At 40.1% G+C, this 16,258-nt stretch carries 14 protein-coding genes and 2 pseudogenes; 7 read left to right on the plus strand and 9 right to left on the minus strand.

Annotated features, from left to right (window positions below):
- Positions 1-732 (plus strand): RNA-guided endonuclease TnpB family protein (locus FJR08_RS21220; RefSeq protein WP_217357545.1); only part of this gene is annotated, 732 nt, incomplete at its 5' end.
- 300 nt (positions 733-1,032) lie between these two features.
- Here FJR08_RS21220 and nrdJ (FJR08_RS21225) read toward each other — a convergent pair.
- The 4 genes and pseudogenes from nrdJ (FJR08_RS21225) to FJR08_RS21240 all read right to left on the minus strand — a co-directional run.
- A pseudogene (gene nrdJ, locus FJR08_RS21225) lies at positions 1,033-3,075 on the minus strand (ribonucleoside-triphosphate reductase, adenosylcobalamin-dependent); the annotation flags it as partial.
- A 247-nt stretch (positions 3,076-3,322) separates the two neighbouring features.
- Positions 3,323-4,549 (minus strand): annotated as a pseudogene (nrdJ, locus tag FJR08_RS21230) (ribonucleoside-triphosphate reductase, adenosylcobalamin-dependent); the annotation flags it as partial.
- A 257-nt stretch (positions 4,550-4,806) separates the two neighbouring features.
- Positions 4,807-5,163, minus strand: coding sequence for a hypothetical protein (locus FJR08_RS21235; protein WP_168634476.1), 357 nt, complete (start codon positions 5,161-5,163; stop codon positions 4,807-4,809).
- A gap of 15 nt (positions 5,164-5,178) precedes the next feature.
- On the minus strand, positions 5,179-5,556 hold the full coding sequence (locus tag FJR08_RS21240; protein ID WP_168634477.1) for a hypothetical protein: 378 nt from the start codon (positions 5,554-5,556) through the stop codon (positions 5,179-5,181).
- A gap of 192 nt (positions 5,557-5,748) precedes the next feature.
- On the opposite strand from FJR08_RS21240, the gene FJR08_RS21245 reads away from it, so the two are divergent.
- Positions 5,749-6,345 (plus strand): Npun_F5749 family FMN-dependent PPOX-type flavoprotein, encoded by a 597-nt coding sequence (locus FJR08_RS21245; protein ID WP_168634478.1) that lies wholly within the window; start codon positions 5,749-5,751, stop codon positions 6,343-6,345.
- 24 nt (positions 6,346-6,369) lie between these two features.
- On the opposite strand, the gene cysE is transcribed toward FJR08_RS21245, so the two are convergent.
- Both cysE and FJR08_RS21255 read right to left on the minus strand, forming a co-directional pair.
- Entirely contained in the window at positions 6,370-7,122 is a 753-nt protein-coding gene (gene cysE / locus FJR08_RS21250) for a serine O-acetyltransferase (protein ID WP_015080562.1), read from the minus strand.
- 201 nt (positions 7,123-7,323) lie between these two features.
- Positions 7,324-9,021 carry a DUF3352 domain-containing protein gene (locus FJR08_RS21255; protein ID WP_174783199.1) on the minus strand — a complete coding sequence of 566 codons (1,698 nt, stop codon included), beginning with the start codon at positions 9,019-9,021 and terminating at the stop codon, positions 7,324-7,326.
- Between the two features lie 30 nt (positions 9,022-9,051).
- On the opposite strand from FJR08_RS21255, the gene FJR08_RS21260 reads away from it, so the two are divergent.
- Complete coding sequence (locus FJR08_RS21260; protein WP_168634479.1) at positions 9,052-9,411, plus strand: rhodanese-like domain-containing protein; 360 nt, start codon at positions 9,052-9,054, stop codon at positions 9,409-9,411.
- A gap of 53 nt (positions 9,412-9,464) precedes the next feature.
- Here FJR08_RS21260 and FJR08_RS21265 read toward each other — a convergent pair whose 3' ends face one another.
- Positions 9,465-10,475 carry a class I SAM-dependent methyltransferase gene (locus tag FJR08_RS21265; RefSeq protein WP_168634480.1) on the minus strand — a complete coding sequence of 337 codons (1,011 nt, stop codon included), beginning with the start codon at positions 10,473-10,475 and terminating at the stop codon, positions 9,465-9,467.
- A gap of 688 nt (positions 10,476-11,163) precedes the next feature.
- Here FJR08_RS21265 and FJR08_RS21270 point away from each other — a divergent pair.
- Positions 11,164-12,105: a site-specific integrase gene (locus FJR08_RS21270; protein ID WP_168634481.1), complete on the plus strand. Its 942-nt coding sequence runs from the start codon at positions 11,164-11,166 to the stop codon at positions 12,103-12,105.
- 47 nt (positions 12,106-12,152) lie between these two features.
- Positions 12,153-12,377, plus strand: coding sequence for a hypothetical protein (locus tag FJR08_RS23365; RefSeq protein WP_217357547.1), 225 nt, complete (start codon positions 12,153-12,155; stop codon positions 12,375-12,377).
- A 116-nt stretch (positions 12,378-12,493) separates the two neighbouring features.
- Here FJR08_RS23365 and FJR08_RS21275 read toward each other — a convergent pair whose 3' ends face one another.
- Together FJR08_RS21275 and FJR08_RS21280 are read right to left on the minus strand one after the other, a co-directional pair.
- Positions 12,494-12,784: a hypothetical protein gene (locus FJR08_RS21275; protein ID WP_168634482.1), complete on the minus strand. Its 291-nt coding sequence runs from the start codon at positions 12,782-12,784 to the stop codon at positions 12,494-12,496.
- A gap of 1,429 nt (positions 12,785-14,213) precedes the next feature.
- On the minus strand, positions 14,214-15,170 hold the full coding sequence (locus FJR08_RS21280) for a BRO family protein (RefSeq protein WP_168634483.1): 957 nt from the start codon (positions 15,168-15,170) through the stop codon (positions 14,214-14,216).
- A 433-nt stretch (positions 15,171-15,603) separates the two neighbouring features.
- Between FJR08_RS21280 and FJR08_RS21285 the strand changes: the two genes are divergently transcribed.
- Entirely contained in the window at positions 15,604-15,774 is a 171-nt protein-coding gene (locus tag FJR08_RS21285) for a ribbon-helix-helix protein, CopG family (protein WP_168634484.1), read from the plus strand.
- Between the two features lie 17 nt (positions 15,775-15,791).
- Positions 15,792-16,258, plus strand: a 467-nt coding sequence (locus FJR08_RS21290; RefSeq protein ID WP_168634485.1) for a hypothetical protein, incomplete at its 3' end; no start/stop codon positions are given.

Consider the following 16,258-nt stretch of genomic DNA (forward strand, 5'->3'; position numbering starts at 1 on the left):
GGGAAAAGAATTAAATTACCGTCAATCGGCTGGGTACGTTTAGCCATACCTTTACCGATTACAGCAACTCATAATTGCGTGATTTCTAGACAGGCTGATAAATGGTTTGTTTCTGTTAAATACGAAGTTGAAAAACCTCCTATACTTGCAGACCGACCGACCATTGGCGTTGACATTGGTATCAAAGAATTAGCAGTTTGCAGTAATGGTGAAGTATTCAAAAACCCCAAAGCCTACCGCCGGATGAGTAAACGCATGAAACGTTTACAGCGTAGCGTTAGCAGGAAGGTCAAGGGGTCTAATAATCGTAAAAAAGCTGTGAGAAAATTGGCTAAATTGCACGCCAAAGTTTCTAATATTCGCCAGGATTCCATACACAAATTAACCTACTATCTAGCTAAAAATCACAGCATTGTCAGGATAGAGGATTTGCACGTTAAGGCATTTTTGAAAAACCATAAATTAGCGGGTGCTATCGCTGACTGTGGTATGTATGAATTTAAACGGCAGTTAGAGTATAAAACTGAGAAATTCGGGAGTGAACTAATCCTTGTGGATCGGTTTTTCCCCAGTTCTCAAATATGCTCTAACTGCGGTAATCATCGTCATAAAATGCCATTAAAAAACCGCGTTTATATTTGTCCTGATTGCGGACATACAGAGGATCGTGACCTCAACGCCGCTAAAAACATTGACCGATGGTTTGCGGATATTTTTATCCCTGTAGCGTAGCGGTTCCTTTGAGGAACTACGGTCAGAAACGGTAAGTTCTACCGAGATAGCCTGTGGAGCGGACAAACCTCTTAGAAGTCATTCTAAGACCGTGATTAAACAGGAAATAAGCACTAAGGTTATCGCTGTCCAGATGTGTCTAGACTTTGGTAATTTTGGGTAAGTTTTATAGAACGGATTTCTCTTGTATTAGGTACTAATGTACTATATGCTGGGTGAGTTAACAAGCAATTATTTAGGCTTGCTGATAGTCCCCGCCCTATAGAGGGACGGGGATTCTTGTTTCTTTGAAAACGGATTTTATGAAGTGGGTGGCTGTTCTGGGAACATACACTTATCAGAGTCGCAACCACTCGGTCCTGCTTCTGATAATTCTCCCAAGTCGTAACGACTTAGCGCCCCACAGAAATCATCTGTTCTGCGTCGGGCTTTGACTTCTTTAGATAAGCGTTCATAAGTGGCTTTGTCTATGGGTTCAAAGGGAAGACGGGGGAATGATTGCAAATCGTCAAACCGGGCTAACAGCGCGGCAGAAATATAGCCTTCATCATTTTGGATAGCTTCATAGATGCGTGTTCCCAATAATTCAACTTCCTCAGAACGGAGTTCTAAGGTAGCAGAGGTGTTATGGGTGACGTAATGACTTTGGACTTGCATCACAAAATCTAGTTGGGCTAAAACGGAAAACTGAGATACATCAATGACATCAGCACCGGGTAAATCAGCCCAAGATACAGCGACGGGTATTTCTACTAACCATTCTGTACAGCGAGGATCAAAAGGATCATTAAGTAAGTTGCCGTTTTCATCTTTGTCAGATTGGGAAGGAATGACGTTGTAACCATAATCTATACAAGCTAGGGCTACGGGGTCATTTTTGCCAAAGGTAATCCGACGAATGAATCTTTGAGCTTTGGGGGGATGCCAACCGGGAGATGCTCCTGTTAAGAGGGATTTGGTGCCGGCTGGTTGCACGGTAGTACACCGGTTGGGGCGTTTGATCTGATGGCGATCGCAATATTCCCACACTACTTTATGAACTACATCTTTCCAGAAGTTGAGATATTTTTGTTCACCACGTTTAAAAATCAGTCCTTCAGGAGTTTCGGGTCTTCCTGCTTCCCACCACCGTAACCAATCTGTACCAAAAGCATGAACAAAGAAGTCAAATAAACCGGTAAATGATACACCGATAATGGGATCAAGTTCCCGGCTGTATTGATAGCGGGGTTCGAGAAATTTGTGATTTAACAGGGCGACGACGGAAAGCGCACCAGCGGTAAATGCCTCTTCTTGTTCTTTATAGTTGTCGGGGTCGAGTTGGTTTAAGTGTACCTCAGATAAATTACAGTTTCCGGTTAAGGTATTACCAAAAACACCTTTATGATATTCCGGCTCATTGAAGCAGTAAGTATCATGTAATCCTGGTAGTTGTTCCACACTTTTCACAACTTGCCATTTGCCTTTACATTTAGCGTCTGTACCTTTACTTACATCTAAACGCTGACAAGGAATTTCGCCACAGTCAGTTATCTGCAAGTAGTACAAATCTCTACTTCTGATGCCATAGTTGGTAACTGCCCCTTTGTGAGCGCAAAGATTGAGAGATGAACGAATACCGCATTTAGTTAGTAGTAACTGAACTCGATAAGCGCGTTCATAGTCAGATAGATAAATCCTAATACCATTACTTTGTGTATTAGAGCCATCTGTATCTGCTAAACCAGCGATAAAGTGCAAAATTGCTTGACGATTCCAACTAGCAATGACGTTCAGTGCTTCTGAATTTGTTTTTAGGCTTTTTAAGAATTCTCCAGAAAAACCTAAATCTGTAACATCTGTAAAAGTTGGTAAGTAATCGTAATCTCTGATAGGAGATTTATTTCCTGCGAGATTTAAAGCGGCTTTCTGTTCGTAAAGTCTAACTTTGGCATTGTTGTTTTTATCTGTTGTGCCATCTCCTAAGGCTACTCCTAGAGTGTAGGCATAACTTAGATCGATGTTTAATCCATCTTCGTGCTGAATTTTGAATGGCTCTGTATGAATCGAATACCGACTGGTATCCATCAAGTCTTTTGTTTGCACTTCTTTATAGCTTTTGCCAAATCTATCTTTGACATAGAAGCGATGATACTCAGTTGCATCTACATAAGAACCATCTCCAAAACGCACGCGATAGAGAACACGAGAACTACCAGTTTTAAATGGTTGAACTTGACTCCAGTTTTTACCGTTCCAAATTTCAACTTCAGAAGCGACAATATCTTTGATTTTGTGCATTCCATCTTTAGTGATGAGTAAGGTATCACCACTGACACAATGGAAGTTAGCACCTATTATTTCCAGTTTTGTTACCCTAGAGGCTCTTTATCCTCTAGTTCTAGTGCTTCTATTTCGCACTAGCTCGGAGTACATTTTCTACAGTTTCCTGTAGTCCGGCACTCGTGGAAGTTTTTTATTCTCCTAAGAGGTTCAACTTCTACTCTCTACGGTGTTACAGGCTTTTTATTTCCTGTAATTACCTCGGTATTAGCATCCCAGCCTTCACCGATTTTGCCAGATTTTTTACGTGAAGCAAGTATAATTAAATACCACACGGGTTCAAACCATATCTACCCAAACGATGTTCTAATTCTTGATCATCAATATTTGGGTGATGTTTCTGTATCCATGCTTTAGCTTTTCCTTGTTCATAAGCTTGTAAAAAGTCTTTTTTAAGTTCTGCTGTATTTAATAAATCAGCATTAGCTCTAGCGACTGCTTCACCAGCCCATTGAATTGCCCCTTCACCGCTATAATATTGTTTTTGAACTGCTGCAATAGATTCTTCTAAAGTTGGTTTTCGGTGAAATACTCTTGTATGGTTTGCCATACGCAAAGAATCGCGTTCTGGATCTATGCGCCAGCTACCCTCTACATCCTGTTGCCAGAGGTTATCTTTAGCTGTTGCGCCTTGTTCATCTTCAGAAATGAATTGTCTCATCCCAGCGCTTCTTCTAATATTACCGGCAACAATAGTTACAGCCGCTTCATCAATTAATAAACAGCATTCTACTGAGGTTAATTGTCTACCTAAAGCCTTATTGAGAATTGAGGCGCAACGCTGATACAATCCAGGTAATTTTACAGGATTAGCCATGCCGCCAAAACCTTTGAGGGTTTCCCCAGATTGGCGGACATCGCTAATATCAACAATCACCTGAACGTCACCTGTGAAGCGTTCATCGGTAGAAAGTTCTAACAGGGTTTGATAGGATTTTACCCAACCTTCCCGGCTGTCTCCAACGTGGATAATAGCGGTGTTTGCTTCTATATGGGTTTGTGTAAATTCACGACGCTGTTCTTTAGGAGTGCTGCCAATTTCACCTTTGATGGTGATATTTAGGCGATTACGGATAGGGGGAAGTTGATTAATATATTGTGGTTCGATGATCGCACCTGTACCACAGCCCATCATGGCTAGATCCATCATCAACCCAAAGGCACTCCAGTCTACAAGGTTGGTAGAGGTGCAGTTATAAGCACCGGAGAAGTTTTTGGGTTTGGCTAACCAATCTGTGCCACCAACCCACATCCAGCGCCCACTGGGGAGGGATTTCATGTTTCGCTGCATCTTGTCTAAAATGGCAGCTTCTTCACGGGTGAGTTTTCCCAGTTCTACTAAACCGCGTAAAGTGCGATCGCACACCTGATCCCATGTTTCTCTCAAACCTGCATCTGTCCGACGGCTGTAGGTTCTAAAAAACACGGGATTGGCTGCTGGAGCAGATTCTGGAAAAGCTGCACCCTGACGTTGACGTTCAAGTTCTCGAACCATGATGAAGTATGATTGCTTATGGACAAACTATGACTATACGCCAAGTAGATTTAAGATTAAAGATTGAAAATTTTACTACTTTGCGCTATAGCTCAGTCTGTGTCAATTATAACTATATTTTTGTTTTTTGTTTAAGTATAAAACCCCGACAGTGCATTATCAGGGTATTAGAATCTCAACTTTTTATCTGTCAGTTTTCGTAGAATAGGCTATCTGTTTAATAATGCTGTTTGTGTAATTTTTGCGTTGACTATTCATCAAGCAGAGATAGTCAGTAAAGATGCCAATTCATTTGTATTAGTTACAACTTGATTTAATTGCTCACTGAAATAGATAACTTCATAATTGGGTGCAAGTTCTTGTTGCAGTTGTTTCCACAAACTAATCCCTTCTTGTTCAAAAGCTGCTTTAGCCTCTAAGGTGGGAAAACCTGATGAATTAGGATCTTCCCAATTCAACTTTGCATCATAGATATCTGCCCATTTTTCTAACCGACTAATAGTTCCTTCACTTAATGGCATCGTTTCTGGATCAATATCTCCAGCTTTACCAGAACTAGCCCACCATAGTGGGTAGCATCCATAATCAGCCATGAGTTTGATTTTTTCTGCCATAGTCAATTTACCAAGTTATGGGGAAGTTCTGGGGTTAGCCCCCACTATATACCCATTATCGCTGACAGTCACAGAGATGTAGTGAGTTTTGCTATTAAAGTTAACTTCATAAATAATGCGAGTTTTTTTTCTTCCTTGATACCTAATCATTTTACCTTCTGTTAGTGCTGCAATGATTGCATCCGGTATCTGATTTTGCTTGATTCCCTGATCTGCGAACTCCAAGGAATGTTCTTTTAGTATATGTTGGAGTCCTGCGTCAGAATTTCCCTCTTCTAAAAATACGATTTTGCCATCAGCTTGTTTAGCAATCTTGACTATTTTTTCAAGGGTATGTTTAATACCAAGTTGAGCAAGTTCGGAAATCAAGGCTGATTTTTCAGCACTATCCATTTTTTCTCCTTAAATTGGGGGTAGTCTCACGCAAAGGCGCAAAGACGCAAAGAACTGCCAATTTAGCGTTACGGATTTACTACTTTGCGCTATCTACCGATTTAATATCTCATAGTTAAATATGATTCATTTGCCAATTTGGCTGTTTTTTCCAATTGACCACTTTGCGCTATGTCTTGTAATGTGTAAATTATGACTATATTTAAAAAGCATCTTACACCCTGGCGAAGTCTGATTACCCGTGCCCTGCATCAAAACCGCAGCCTTGTTTATGCCCGTTACGTACAACTGGCAACAGTGCGAGAAAATGGTTTTCCTGCTAATCGTACCGTCGTCTTTCGCGGCTTTCTAGACGATACCAATCAGCTAAAATTTATTACCGATATTCGTAGTGAAAAAGCTGAACAAATATCAAAACAATCCGCAGCGGAAATTTGCTGGTATTTTCCCAACACTAGAGAACAATTTCGGATTACTGGAGAATTAATATTAATAAGTGCTGATTCTCACCCACATTTACAACCTGCGAGAATCAAAATGTGGCAAGAATTAAGTGATGCTGCGAGGTTACAATTTGCTTGGCCTATTCCTGGTGAGATGAGAGTACAAACACCGGAAGCTTTTACACCACCAGCACCAGACAATATTCAACCATTAGAAAATTTTTGTTTATTATTACTTGAACCAGTAAAAGTAGATCATTTACAATTGCGGGGTGAACCACAAAATAGATGGGTTTATCACCGCAATGAAAACCAAGAATGGTTGACTGAAGCAATAAACCCTTAATTTTAATTTTTAGTGTTTAACTTCCTAGATTCCCGCACCATCAAAAAATTCCTGAATCTGTTTATCTCGGATATTACAAAAATTGTGTTCTTTTGGTAATTCATCTTCTGGAAGGAATTTACCAACTAAAACTGGAGTTTTGGCGGGAGTTTGTAAAGCTTGAATTTGTGCTTCTAAGGCTTCAATGCGGTCAACTAAGGTGCGAATGACTTGGGCTTCTGAGTCTGGTAAATTGCTGTGTTCTAGAGGTGCAACCCGGACTCCTGAACGGTAGATAATGCGACCAGGAACACCGACAACGGTACAACTAGATGGTACATCTCTCAACACCACTGAACCTGCACCAATGCGGACATTATCACCAATTTCGATATTTCCTAAAACTTTTGCACCGGCACCAACGACGACATTTTCGCCTAATGTGGGGTGACGTTTACCGCTTTCTTTACCTGTTCCCCCCAGGGTGACACCTTGATAAATCAGCGCGTAGTTACCGATAATGGCTGTTTCCCCAATTACTACTCCCATTCCGTGATCAATAAATACGCCTTCACCAATTGTAGCCCCTGGGTGAATTTCTACACCTGTTAAAAACCGCGCAATGTGAGAAATCAAGCGGGGGAAAAAGGGAAGACCAAGACGACGCAACCAGTGTGCAAAGCGGTGGAAAACTAGGGCTTGCAAACCTGGATAGCAAAACAAAACCTCCAACCAATTCCGGGCTGCGGGGTCACGTTCAAAGATGATGCGAAAATCGGTACGGAGTCTAGAGAACATTGAGATAGTACCCTTGATAGCACAACAAGCTACTCTCTCATATTATCGTGACTTGGTAATTAGGGATTGGTAATTGGTGATTGGTAATTGGTGATTGGTAATTGGTGATTGGTGATTGGTGATTGTTAATTGGGGACTAAATCATCTATGCCTTAGTATCTAAGGCTTCTGGACTGTTAAAGTGGAGTTAATTCTGATTTTTTAATGCAGTTGCAAGAATACTCCACCTTTAAGTGTTCCTGGTTCGCTGCTATAACTACTCACTGTCAGGGATTTTAAATTATCAAAAAGTGGCTTACCCAATACTTCTGCAAGTTTAAGCAAGGGTAGTTGACGTTTGAGAAGATTTTGACTATTTTCCCAGTCTAGATAAATATACCCTTGGTTGGGTTGGGGAATTGTCGCAATACTATTTTGAAATTGAGGACTTTCTAGGAGAGATTTTTGCTTTTGACTCAAAACTGCTGTTAGCGTCTTTAAATCAGAACTGAAAATTTCATAATTATCTAAGGTTGTATGCACTCCTTTAACTTTTGTGTCAACATTAATAGATGTGTTATTTTCACTTGTGGCTGTAATTTTTGTCCAAGCTGCTATTTTTCGTTGATCTAAAGTTAGGGAACTAAGGTTAAAACCACTTCTACTGGCAATATTATTTAGATGTGTGATTCCTGCTACTAATTCTGGGTTTTTTTCGATAACAAATAACCAATTAGGGGTTGTATTTTCTGAATTGGGTAATAAGGCTAAAGCGTATTCTCCTGTTATCCAATTGAAAATATCTTCGCTAAAGTTTAAATTCCAATTGTTTTGGATTTTTACGAAGGGTTGTAGTAATCGAGAAATCCCTTCTTCACTAGAACCGTAAATGCTTGCTGTTGCTTGTTTCCACAGTTTTGCTATATCGCTATTACCTAATTTACTCAAATTTGTGCCAGCGATCGCTAAAGCTGTTGATTCTGGAATATACTGTAATGCTCCTACAGATTGAGATAGGGGTAAAGATGAAGGTACAACTGGGGAATTTGTTAAAAATGTACTTTCTGTGAGCAACCCTTGGGAATTTAAAACGAAGGAGAGAATTTGGCTATTATAAGTTGATTCTGCCAATTCTAATCCTTGCCATTTACCAACTTCTGGTAAATTCAAGAAAGTTACAGCTACAGCATTTTTAGAGATTTGTTGAGTAGCTTTTTGATATTCTAGAGAACTAATTAAGTTTAAATCTGGTGCTTGTAAATTATTAATTGCTTCTTTGATAACTTGAGGATGATTAGCCAGCAAAACAAAATTATTAACAACTGCACCTGCTAAACTATTTTGGGTTTTTAAGTCTGGTGCATATTCGGGATGATCAGAAATAACCTTGACACCTTTGTAACGTTCAATTCCTAAATTAGTCCCACTAAAAGCCCGGTTAGAAAATAATAATTCCAAAAACTCACGGCTTTTCTCTGGTTTTGTAGTTGCAAGTGCCATTAAATACCCGGTTTGTAGTCCGTTGTCTGGATCACGGTCTATATCTATGGTAGTTGCAGCTAGGGTAATTTCATCACCCAACCAGGGTTTAAGATCATTTGAATAATCTATATTATTTTTTGTCAATAGACTATTTTTGAGTTGAGAAAATTCTCCTTTTGCTGCTATTGTCTGTAACCCGTCGGGATTGACCAATAATGATACCATTGCTGGTGAAGACTTGGAGACAAATATAGCCGCAGCGGGTTGAGAGTTGCGAACGACAAGACTAACTGGACTTTTCCCCGAAAACCAGGAGAATTTAGCTACACAAACTAGCACAAGCGTGATTATGCCAGCTATAAGGAAACCAAGTTTAATATTTTTTGTTAAGTGTTGACTGTTCACATTCTTTATATTTTTTAGTTTTTCTGCAAACATGAATAGTATAGGATTTTTTAGAAAAACTGCATGACAAATACATTATTTGATCAACCCTTTTCCGAAATTACTGTTGAGGAACTAGCCAAACGTCTTTCCAGTAATGAAGGAACGCTTCAGTTAATAGATGTGCGTGAACCCCAGGAAATTGCTTTATCACGGCTAGATGGTTTTGTCAATCTTCCTTTGAGTGAATATGAGCAATGGAGTGAACAAGTGCCTATCCGCTTTGATATTCATGCAGAAACTCTTGTTCTCTGTCATCATGGTATCCGCTCTGCTCAGATGTGTGGGTGGTTAGTTACTCAAGGATTTACAAATGTTAAAAATATTAAGGGTGGAATTTCCGCTTATTCGATTTTAGTTGATCCTTCTGTGCCACAATATTAGGAAATTGTAGGGGCGCAGGAATTATCTGCGCTCAAAGTTCAAATTCATCGAGTTTAACTCTCTTCTAAAGGTCGTTCTAAGATTAATTTATAATATCCAAAAGCTTCCCCTTTAGGACTGACAGTAAAAGGCATTAAAAGACCAGCGATTGAATTTCTAATTAAATATTTAGGTAACAAATAAATAAGTATTTTCACTTGCCAAGACAAGGAAAAAAGTTTCCAGGATAATTTTTGTAATTTTAATAATGTCGGCTGAATTGCTAAAGAAATATCTTCAATAGTTTGAATTTGAAAGCCAATTGATTGGACGATAGCATTCCAATCATTAATTTCTGAAAATCCATGACGAACTGCCATTGATATTTCTACAAGTTGAGTTGCGGTTTGCAGTAATTTAGGGAGTTGTGTAAACTTAATTTTACGATAACCATCGAAGATAATTAATTGTCCACCTGGACGCAGCACCCGAAAAATTTCTGCCAGTGGTGTTTCTGCTTCAGAGGCGTGACATAAACACTCAAAGGCAAAAACAATATCAAAGGATTGATCTAAAAAGTTTAGGCGATTAAAGTTACCTTCTTGAAAAGATAGATTAGAAAATTTATCGGCTTTGCGACGTGCTATTTTAATATGCGATGGTGTTAAATCAATGCCAGTGAAATGTACTTCTGGATACTGCTGGGCTAAAAAACAGCTATTAAATCCTTTACCACATCCTAATTCTAAAACGGTCTTGGCATCAAGTTTACGAATTTGTTCAGCAACTACTCGTGGTTGAGCATAATAACCATCTGGATCAAATATACCATCAGGGTTTAATGCCATGTGGATAGCATCTTGTCCAGAGTGATAGATTTGATAACCCCACTCGCTTTGGGTGTAGTAAGATATGGTAGCATCTGCATCAAATTCTTTTAAAACAGCCTCACAATCAAAAAGCCCGTCAATTTTGGCGATCGCATCTGCTAAAGTTAGTTGACTAGTCTGTGGAGCATACTCTGGTTTTGATCCCCCAGTCAGTAGTTTAATAATGATATTTTTCAAGAATTTATTTGCTGCCATAAGTATTTGCAAAAATATGATTAAATTACTATAGCAGTCCTATTGCGTAACTGTCAGCATTCAGCTATCAAATAAACATTTCCCTAGTACACAATGGCGTAAGTCAATCAACCATTAAAAATTTGACAAAAGCTTGTGTAATCTGCTTTTTTAATTTTTAATTTTTAATTTTTAATTCCGCACTGCGGTACTAGCCTTTTTTTCATGTTCTCCAGCATGATTCTAGGCGGTTGGAGATTAATTAGGTTGAAAACCACATCTATTTTTTTGTTTTGGTTTATCGGTGTCAAGGTTAATTTACTGCTTAATATTTCTTAATATAACTTTCTTGACTGAATTGACATAGATTAATGTATAATCACAAAAGAGACAAATAAAAGAACTAACCAATAAGCCGAAAAGCTTACTGCATTGGAATTTCGGGGTTATAGCGCAGTTGGTAGCGCACCTCAATGGCATTGAGGGGTTTAAGAAGGTTTAAGAGCTAGAAACCTGATTCTTTGGATTATTTTTATTTAGTTGTCTCTATGTCCTGACATAAATTGACATAGAGATGAGAGAGCTAAAAGTTTTGAGGAATGGTAATTGCTGCCTCCTCAGATGGACTTATCAAGGAAAGCGGTATTCTCTAACATGGGGAAGCTGGAAGGATAAGGTAGAAAAGGCAAGACTAGAGTATTGTGGTAAGTTGATATACCAAGATTGCCTTTTAAATCAATTTGATACCAGCCTTAATAAATATAATTTATGGTTGCAGGGAATCACTTACTCAGGTAATGGTGACTCAAAGCCAGCTGAATCAAACTTCCCTCCTTTGGTTTCCTTACTAGAAGAGCGTCTTGTAGAAGCCTATAACAATGCTGATTTTGCTTTAATAAAGCTGATTAAAGCTTATGGGAAGGAAATTAAGACTAAAGTAGATGCCAAAGCTTTTATGAAATGGCTATCAGATACTAGAGAGCTAAAACCCTCTAGTAGAAAAAGATATCTAGCTATTCTGCAAGCAGTTAGACGAGACATATTTGGGGAACTAGAAATAAAGGTTCCTCAAACTCCAATGGCTAAACCATTTACAAAAGCTGAGGTCACAAGGATACTGGCTTATCTTCAAGATAGTAAACATTACTCCGTCTATCATGACTTTATACTTCTACTTTTCAACACAGGGCTTAGAACTTCTGAAGCTATAGGTTTGCAGTGGAAGAATATTGATCTGACCAAAAAGGAGCTGCACATCTATGAGTCTCTTGGTCGGAGTAAAGGTAGTAGCAATCGGAGAGAACGCAAGACTACTAAAACTGGTAAATATAGGGTTGTACCAATTAACAACAATGTTTATCAAATGTTAATTAAAAGACCTAAAGGAGGTAAGGATGAGTTGGTATTTACTTCTTTAAAAGGTCTACCTATAGATGACCACACCCTAAGTCAAAGATGCTGGAGAAATACTCTCAAAGCTCTAAATATTGAACATAGGGCTTTATATACCACTAGGCACACATTTGTTAGCCACTGTGTTGATAGTGGTCTAACTGTGGCTGAGGTTGCTTCAATTACTGGGCATAATCCTAAAGTGCTCTTAGATCATTATCTGGGTTCTGTGAAGAAACCTCACCTACCGGAATTATGATTTAATATTTCTCTTTTTCTCTAGAACCCTAAATAAGGAAACAGAAAATGGAAGATCCAGTTTTTATAGAAATGGCTGTAGCCATTGAGGCTTGCATAGAGGAGTTATCTTCAACTGTGAGACTTATAAAGCTAGTTGACACTTACCTCAAAGAGACCCCGGAAAGCGCATTAAGGATTGCCTCTGAGAGTCTTAATGATACTTTTACCAGCGTCTACAAAAGGTTAGATTCCCTGCAAATAAGGCTTAGTATACATAGGAGGAACAGATAAGAGTATCTAATTGAAGTAACCTGATGAATCAACCACAAGGTCTGCTCTGCGATCGCTATGTTTACCGGGGTGGTAGTGGCATGAGAACCACTACCTTTAAAACTAATTATTTAAAATTATTCATTAATCTTTTTAAAAGTAAAATCTTTAAACTTAGTAGATTCAGGATGCTGGTGCCTATCCCCTACCTTGAAGTGCTCTGGACCATCTGGCGTATCCAGCATCTCTTTTATCTCTATAGCAGCAATAATCCCTGTGCGGTCACCATCACTTCTGACTTTAATTACTTCTGCAATAAACTTAGTTTCTTTGTTTTCTGATTTATCCTCAATAGGAAACATGGTAATAGGAGTCCATGAAACCTCGACTTGCTCCCCAACTTCGCAAGGTTCGTCTTGTCTTGCCATTAGATTAATCCTTCAGTAGATTTTATAACCATAAGAAGTATACAGGGGCGCGTAGCCCATTTTTACTAACTAGTGGTGAAGGTTATAGCCGCAGCAGAGAAAAAAGAATAGAGAATAGAGACCAAAAAATTGATCGTATGGTGAAGTTTGAGGTCGGGCTAAGTTTCTTGTTTAGACCCAGACGAAAAAAGTTAAACTGCTGTGGTGTAGTTGGGGTAAGGGTTTCAGGCTATATTAATGTACTATCTACAGAACATAAGGTAGGAAGAGAGAGAGTGATAGTTCCGGCTTTCTTCCTGGTTTCCCGCTCGCGGCGAGCTTTGCGAAAAAATAAATTAAATATAATAAGGAAATTAAACGCTACCGCATCCGTTTTATACCCGGTGTGTACTTACTGAGGTTTTACACTGGTCTTGTACTTATCTTATAGAGCTAACTAGAGTTAGTTCATCTCACAGATAATTAGCTCGTGGGTTTGGAAAGCCTTTTCTGTTTATAGAGGGCTGTTGAGTTGACCTAGAGTGGGTTTGATTTATAAGAGGAATGCTAATTTCCCGTGGGACGGTCTAAGCCATGTCTGGTAGGTCTTCTGTTGCCCCAGCCCCTGGGCTGAAGTGGGACGAGATTTATGCCTACAAGTTATGGTTGGGCTGTCCTAGTGCCTTCTCCCTGCCTCCCGGACTCCTAATGCCCAATTCATCATCCTAGCCGTTAAACTCTCTTCCTGGGGCTTATGGAGGCAGTAGAAAAGATGAACTAGCATTCCGGGAAATATTTAAGCTTAACCCCCCCCTACGATCTATGCCTCACAAGGGTTTCAAAGCCGGGAAGCCACTTTTGCATTCCGTCAATTATTTAAGCTCCGGCTCCTTTCAAGTCTTACCCTACATAGGTTTCAAAGCCGTCAAGCGAAAAAAGAAAAGTATCGGTTTCGTACCGCTAAATATTAAGACTTAAACCGCCTCTGAGGCTTACTGCCTGCCTGTCCGTCTATTTGTGCCAGAGGAACATTCCCTCCTTCTAAGACCTGGAGACCCAGACGAAAAAAGTTAAACTGCTGTAACCTTTATCTGGTAATAGTTACAGCACCTTTTATTACTACTCTGTTAGAACATATGGTAGAGAAAGAGATGGATGAAAGAGGGTTTCTGGCTTTCTACCTTTGCCTGGGGAAAACGATTTATTAATAAGAAAAAAAAGAAGAAAGAAAGAAAGAAAGAAAGAAAGAGAAAAGATGCGCCGAGCCACGAAGCGTGACTCACCGAGCGCGAGGGCGCGGCAGCCAGCCTTCAGGACACCCCATGCCTGATTCATCAATCTATGAGTTAAACCTTCTTCCTGGGGTTTGTGGAGGCGGGGCTTGCCCTTTTAAAACAATAGCCCCGGTATTCTTCTACCAGGGCTACTTCTTACTGTGTTGTCTTGGAGTTTATCGTATGCCTTTGGAACATTTCAACCTGAGAAAATCTAGGAGCAACTTCGTGGGGTAGAACTTCGAGCAACTATACTGGCAGTGTCTTGGCAGATCCTCTGACCGTATAGCTCCTAACAGAACTTCCTTGACCAAACTCTTCATTAAAGGATTGTCTTCAGAGATGTAAACGTCACAGCACTCGCAAAGCTCTACTATGCTCAAAGGCTCAAGACCTTGAATCTCAGCTTCTAGACCCCCAACTATCTGAAAGCAGGTGTACATAGCGTGGTCGAGAATATACTCTTCGTGGCTCGAATAGATGTAGCCACCACCAAACTCATTGAGGTTTGGATTCTTACCCTTGAAGTTCTTATAGATGGCTGCTGCTTGTGTGGATAACACGCTCTTCTGCCTAACATCCAGTGCATATCCTTTAGAGACAGCCCATTCAGCAGCGGTGAACCATACTTTTACAGATGGTAAGCTTCGTGTGGCTCTTGCTCCATCCATTAGCGATACTAGACCCGGATTAACAACTGTCTGTTGGGCAACAAAGGACTGATGCTCCTGACCCACTGCAGCCATAGCATCAAACTTGTCTAATCTTGCCATCAGTGCCTTAACCAAATCAGACTCGACAGTGAACTCGGACTTTAGGAGCTGGTTGGCTTTGCGTAACTGGGGTAAAACTTTCTCTAACACCCAATCCCGGAAGCGTTGTGCGTTAGGCAGCTTAGACTTCATCATCAACTCGTAGAGCCCAGGTTCAGATAGGAATAGTGGCTTACTGCCTGGTCTGCCCAAGTCTATCTGGCAGATATACTTATCCGAAACGTTATCTTGTATGGCTTGGGAAGAATTGACGTAACCTAATGCCGTTGCTACTTGGTTAGCGTTAAACCAAGGTTCCCCTTCAATGTTGATTGCTTCAACTGTGGTGCTATCGAAGTCAAAAATTGCTATACTGGTCATGTGGCTTATATTTCCTTTTGAGCTACTGCCCTTGGATGCTTGTACATCTCGAAGGGCTTTTTGTTTGTCTATACCACAATTATAGCACGATTAAAGGCTCAAGTGTATACACCATAAGGATTTGAGCTAATTATTTGGTCTACCTAAATCCGTCTGCCAGCCGGGTTTGACTGATAGGGCTTCCTTCCTTGAGGGGGGGCTGATAAAATAGCACGAGAGGTACTTTATTGAAACAGTAATTTTCTTGTAATACTTGCGTTGGAATGAGGGCAGAGCTACATTACAAGTAGGCACACGGCTTCCAGATATCTTCGTATAAGTAATTATCTATGGTAATTGACTTAACTATAAGAAATTAATATGATTAAACACACCACAAGCGACCACTATCACAGTATACTGGGTGTATAGACCTAATTAGGAACAACCACAGATGCCTGAAGAATCAAAACCCAAAAGAGCCAGACCAAACCCTAACCTAGCTTTCGTCTTAGAACCAGCTATTCGTGCAAGACTCGACAAACTAGCCGCTGACGAAGACCGCTCAGTAAGCTACATTGCCAGACGCGCTCTGGTTGAACACCTAGAAAAACTCGGTTACTAATATAAGGAAACAAGATTATGACAGTTCAAAAAATATCATCGACCATCTTTTCAATAAAAGAATTGCAGGCAGTCAGTGAGCAGCAGGCAGCCATAGACAGAGAAGCTAGAAGAGCTGTTCTTCGAGCTTGGATGGCACAGACTGACTTTACAGACATTTCCGGGGAGAGCAACCCTCACAAGTGCCGTCTGCCTATCCGGTATGGTCATCCTGACTTTTCCTACTTCCCCCCTGTACCAGCGCCTAAAGCAATAACCAGTGCATACGAGCCTTCGGGCTCTGTACCATCCAAAGCAAAAGAGCTCCCTGCCAGTAACAGGAAAGCTCCTTTAGATTTATTAAAACTAGAATTACTTCTGGGAGAAGCAGAAAGACTGATAGAAGAAGTGAGACTACTAATCTCTCCTACTTCCAGTATACCACAGAAACCATTCGGAATCCAAGAAGAAATTCCTCTAGAAGCTGCTCCCAGCACAGAGTTCGA

It is taken from the genome of Dolichospermum sp. UHCC 0260, from assembly GCF_009711985.1.
Classification (GTDB): domain Bacteria; phylum Cyanobacteriota; class Cyanobacteriia; order Cyanobacteriales; family Nostocaceae; genus Dolichospermum; species Dolichospermum lemmermannii.

Coding starts and splice junctions, on each gene's coding strand:
- FJR08_RS21260 (WP_168634479.1), top strand. CDS start 9,052: ATGACAAATACATTATTTGATCAACCCTTTTCCGAAATTACTGTTGAG.
- FJR08_RS23365 (WP_217357547.1), top strand. CDS start 12,153: ATGGAAGATCCAGTTTTTATAGAAATGGCTGTAGCCATTGAGGCTTGC.
- cysE (WP_015080562.1), bottom strand. CDS start 7,122: ATGTTCTCTAGACTCCGTACCGATTTTCGCATCATCTTTGAACGTGAC.
- FJR08_RS21275 (WP_168634482.1), bottom strand. CDS start 12,784: ATGGCAAGACAAGACGAACCTTGCGAAGTTGGGGAGCAAGTCGAGGTT.
- FJR08_RS21255 (WP_174783199.1), bottom strand. CDS start 9,021: ATGTTTGCAGAAAAACTAAAAAATATAAAGAATGTGAACAGTCAACAC.
- FJR08_RS21245 (WP_168634478.1), top strand. CDS start 5,749: ATGACTATATTTAAAAAGCATCTTACACCCTGGCGAAGTCTGATTACC.
- FJR08_RS21235 (WP_168634476.1), bottom strand. CDS start 5,163: ATGGCAGAAAAAATCAAACTCATGGCTGATTATGGATGCTACCCACTA.
- FJR08_RS21285 (WP_168634484.1), top strand. CDS start 15,604: ATGCCTGAAGAATCAAAACCCAAAAGAGCCAGACCAAACCCTAACCTA.
- FJR08_RS21280 (WP_168634483.1), bottom strand. CDS start 15,170: ATGACCAGTATAGCAATTTTTGACTTCGATAGCACCACAGTTGAAGCA.
- FJR08_RS21240 (WP_168634477.1), bottom strand. CDS start 5,556: ATGGATAGTGCTGAAAAATCAGCCTTGATTTCCGAACTTGCTCAACTT.
- FJR08_RS21265 (WP_168634480.1), bottom strand. CDS start 10,475: ATGGCAGCAAATAAATTCTTGAAAAATATCATTATTAAACTACTGACT.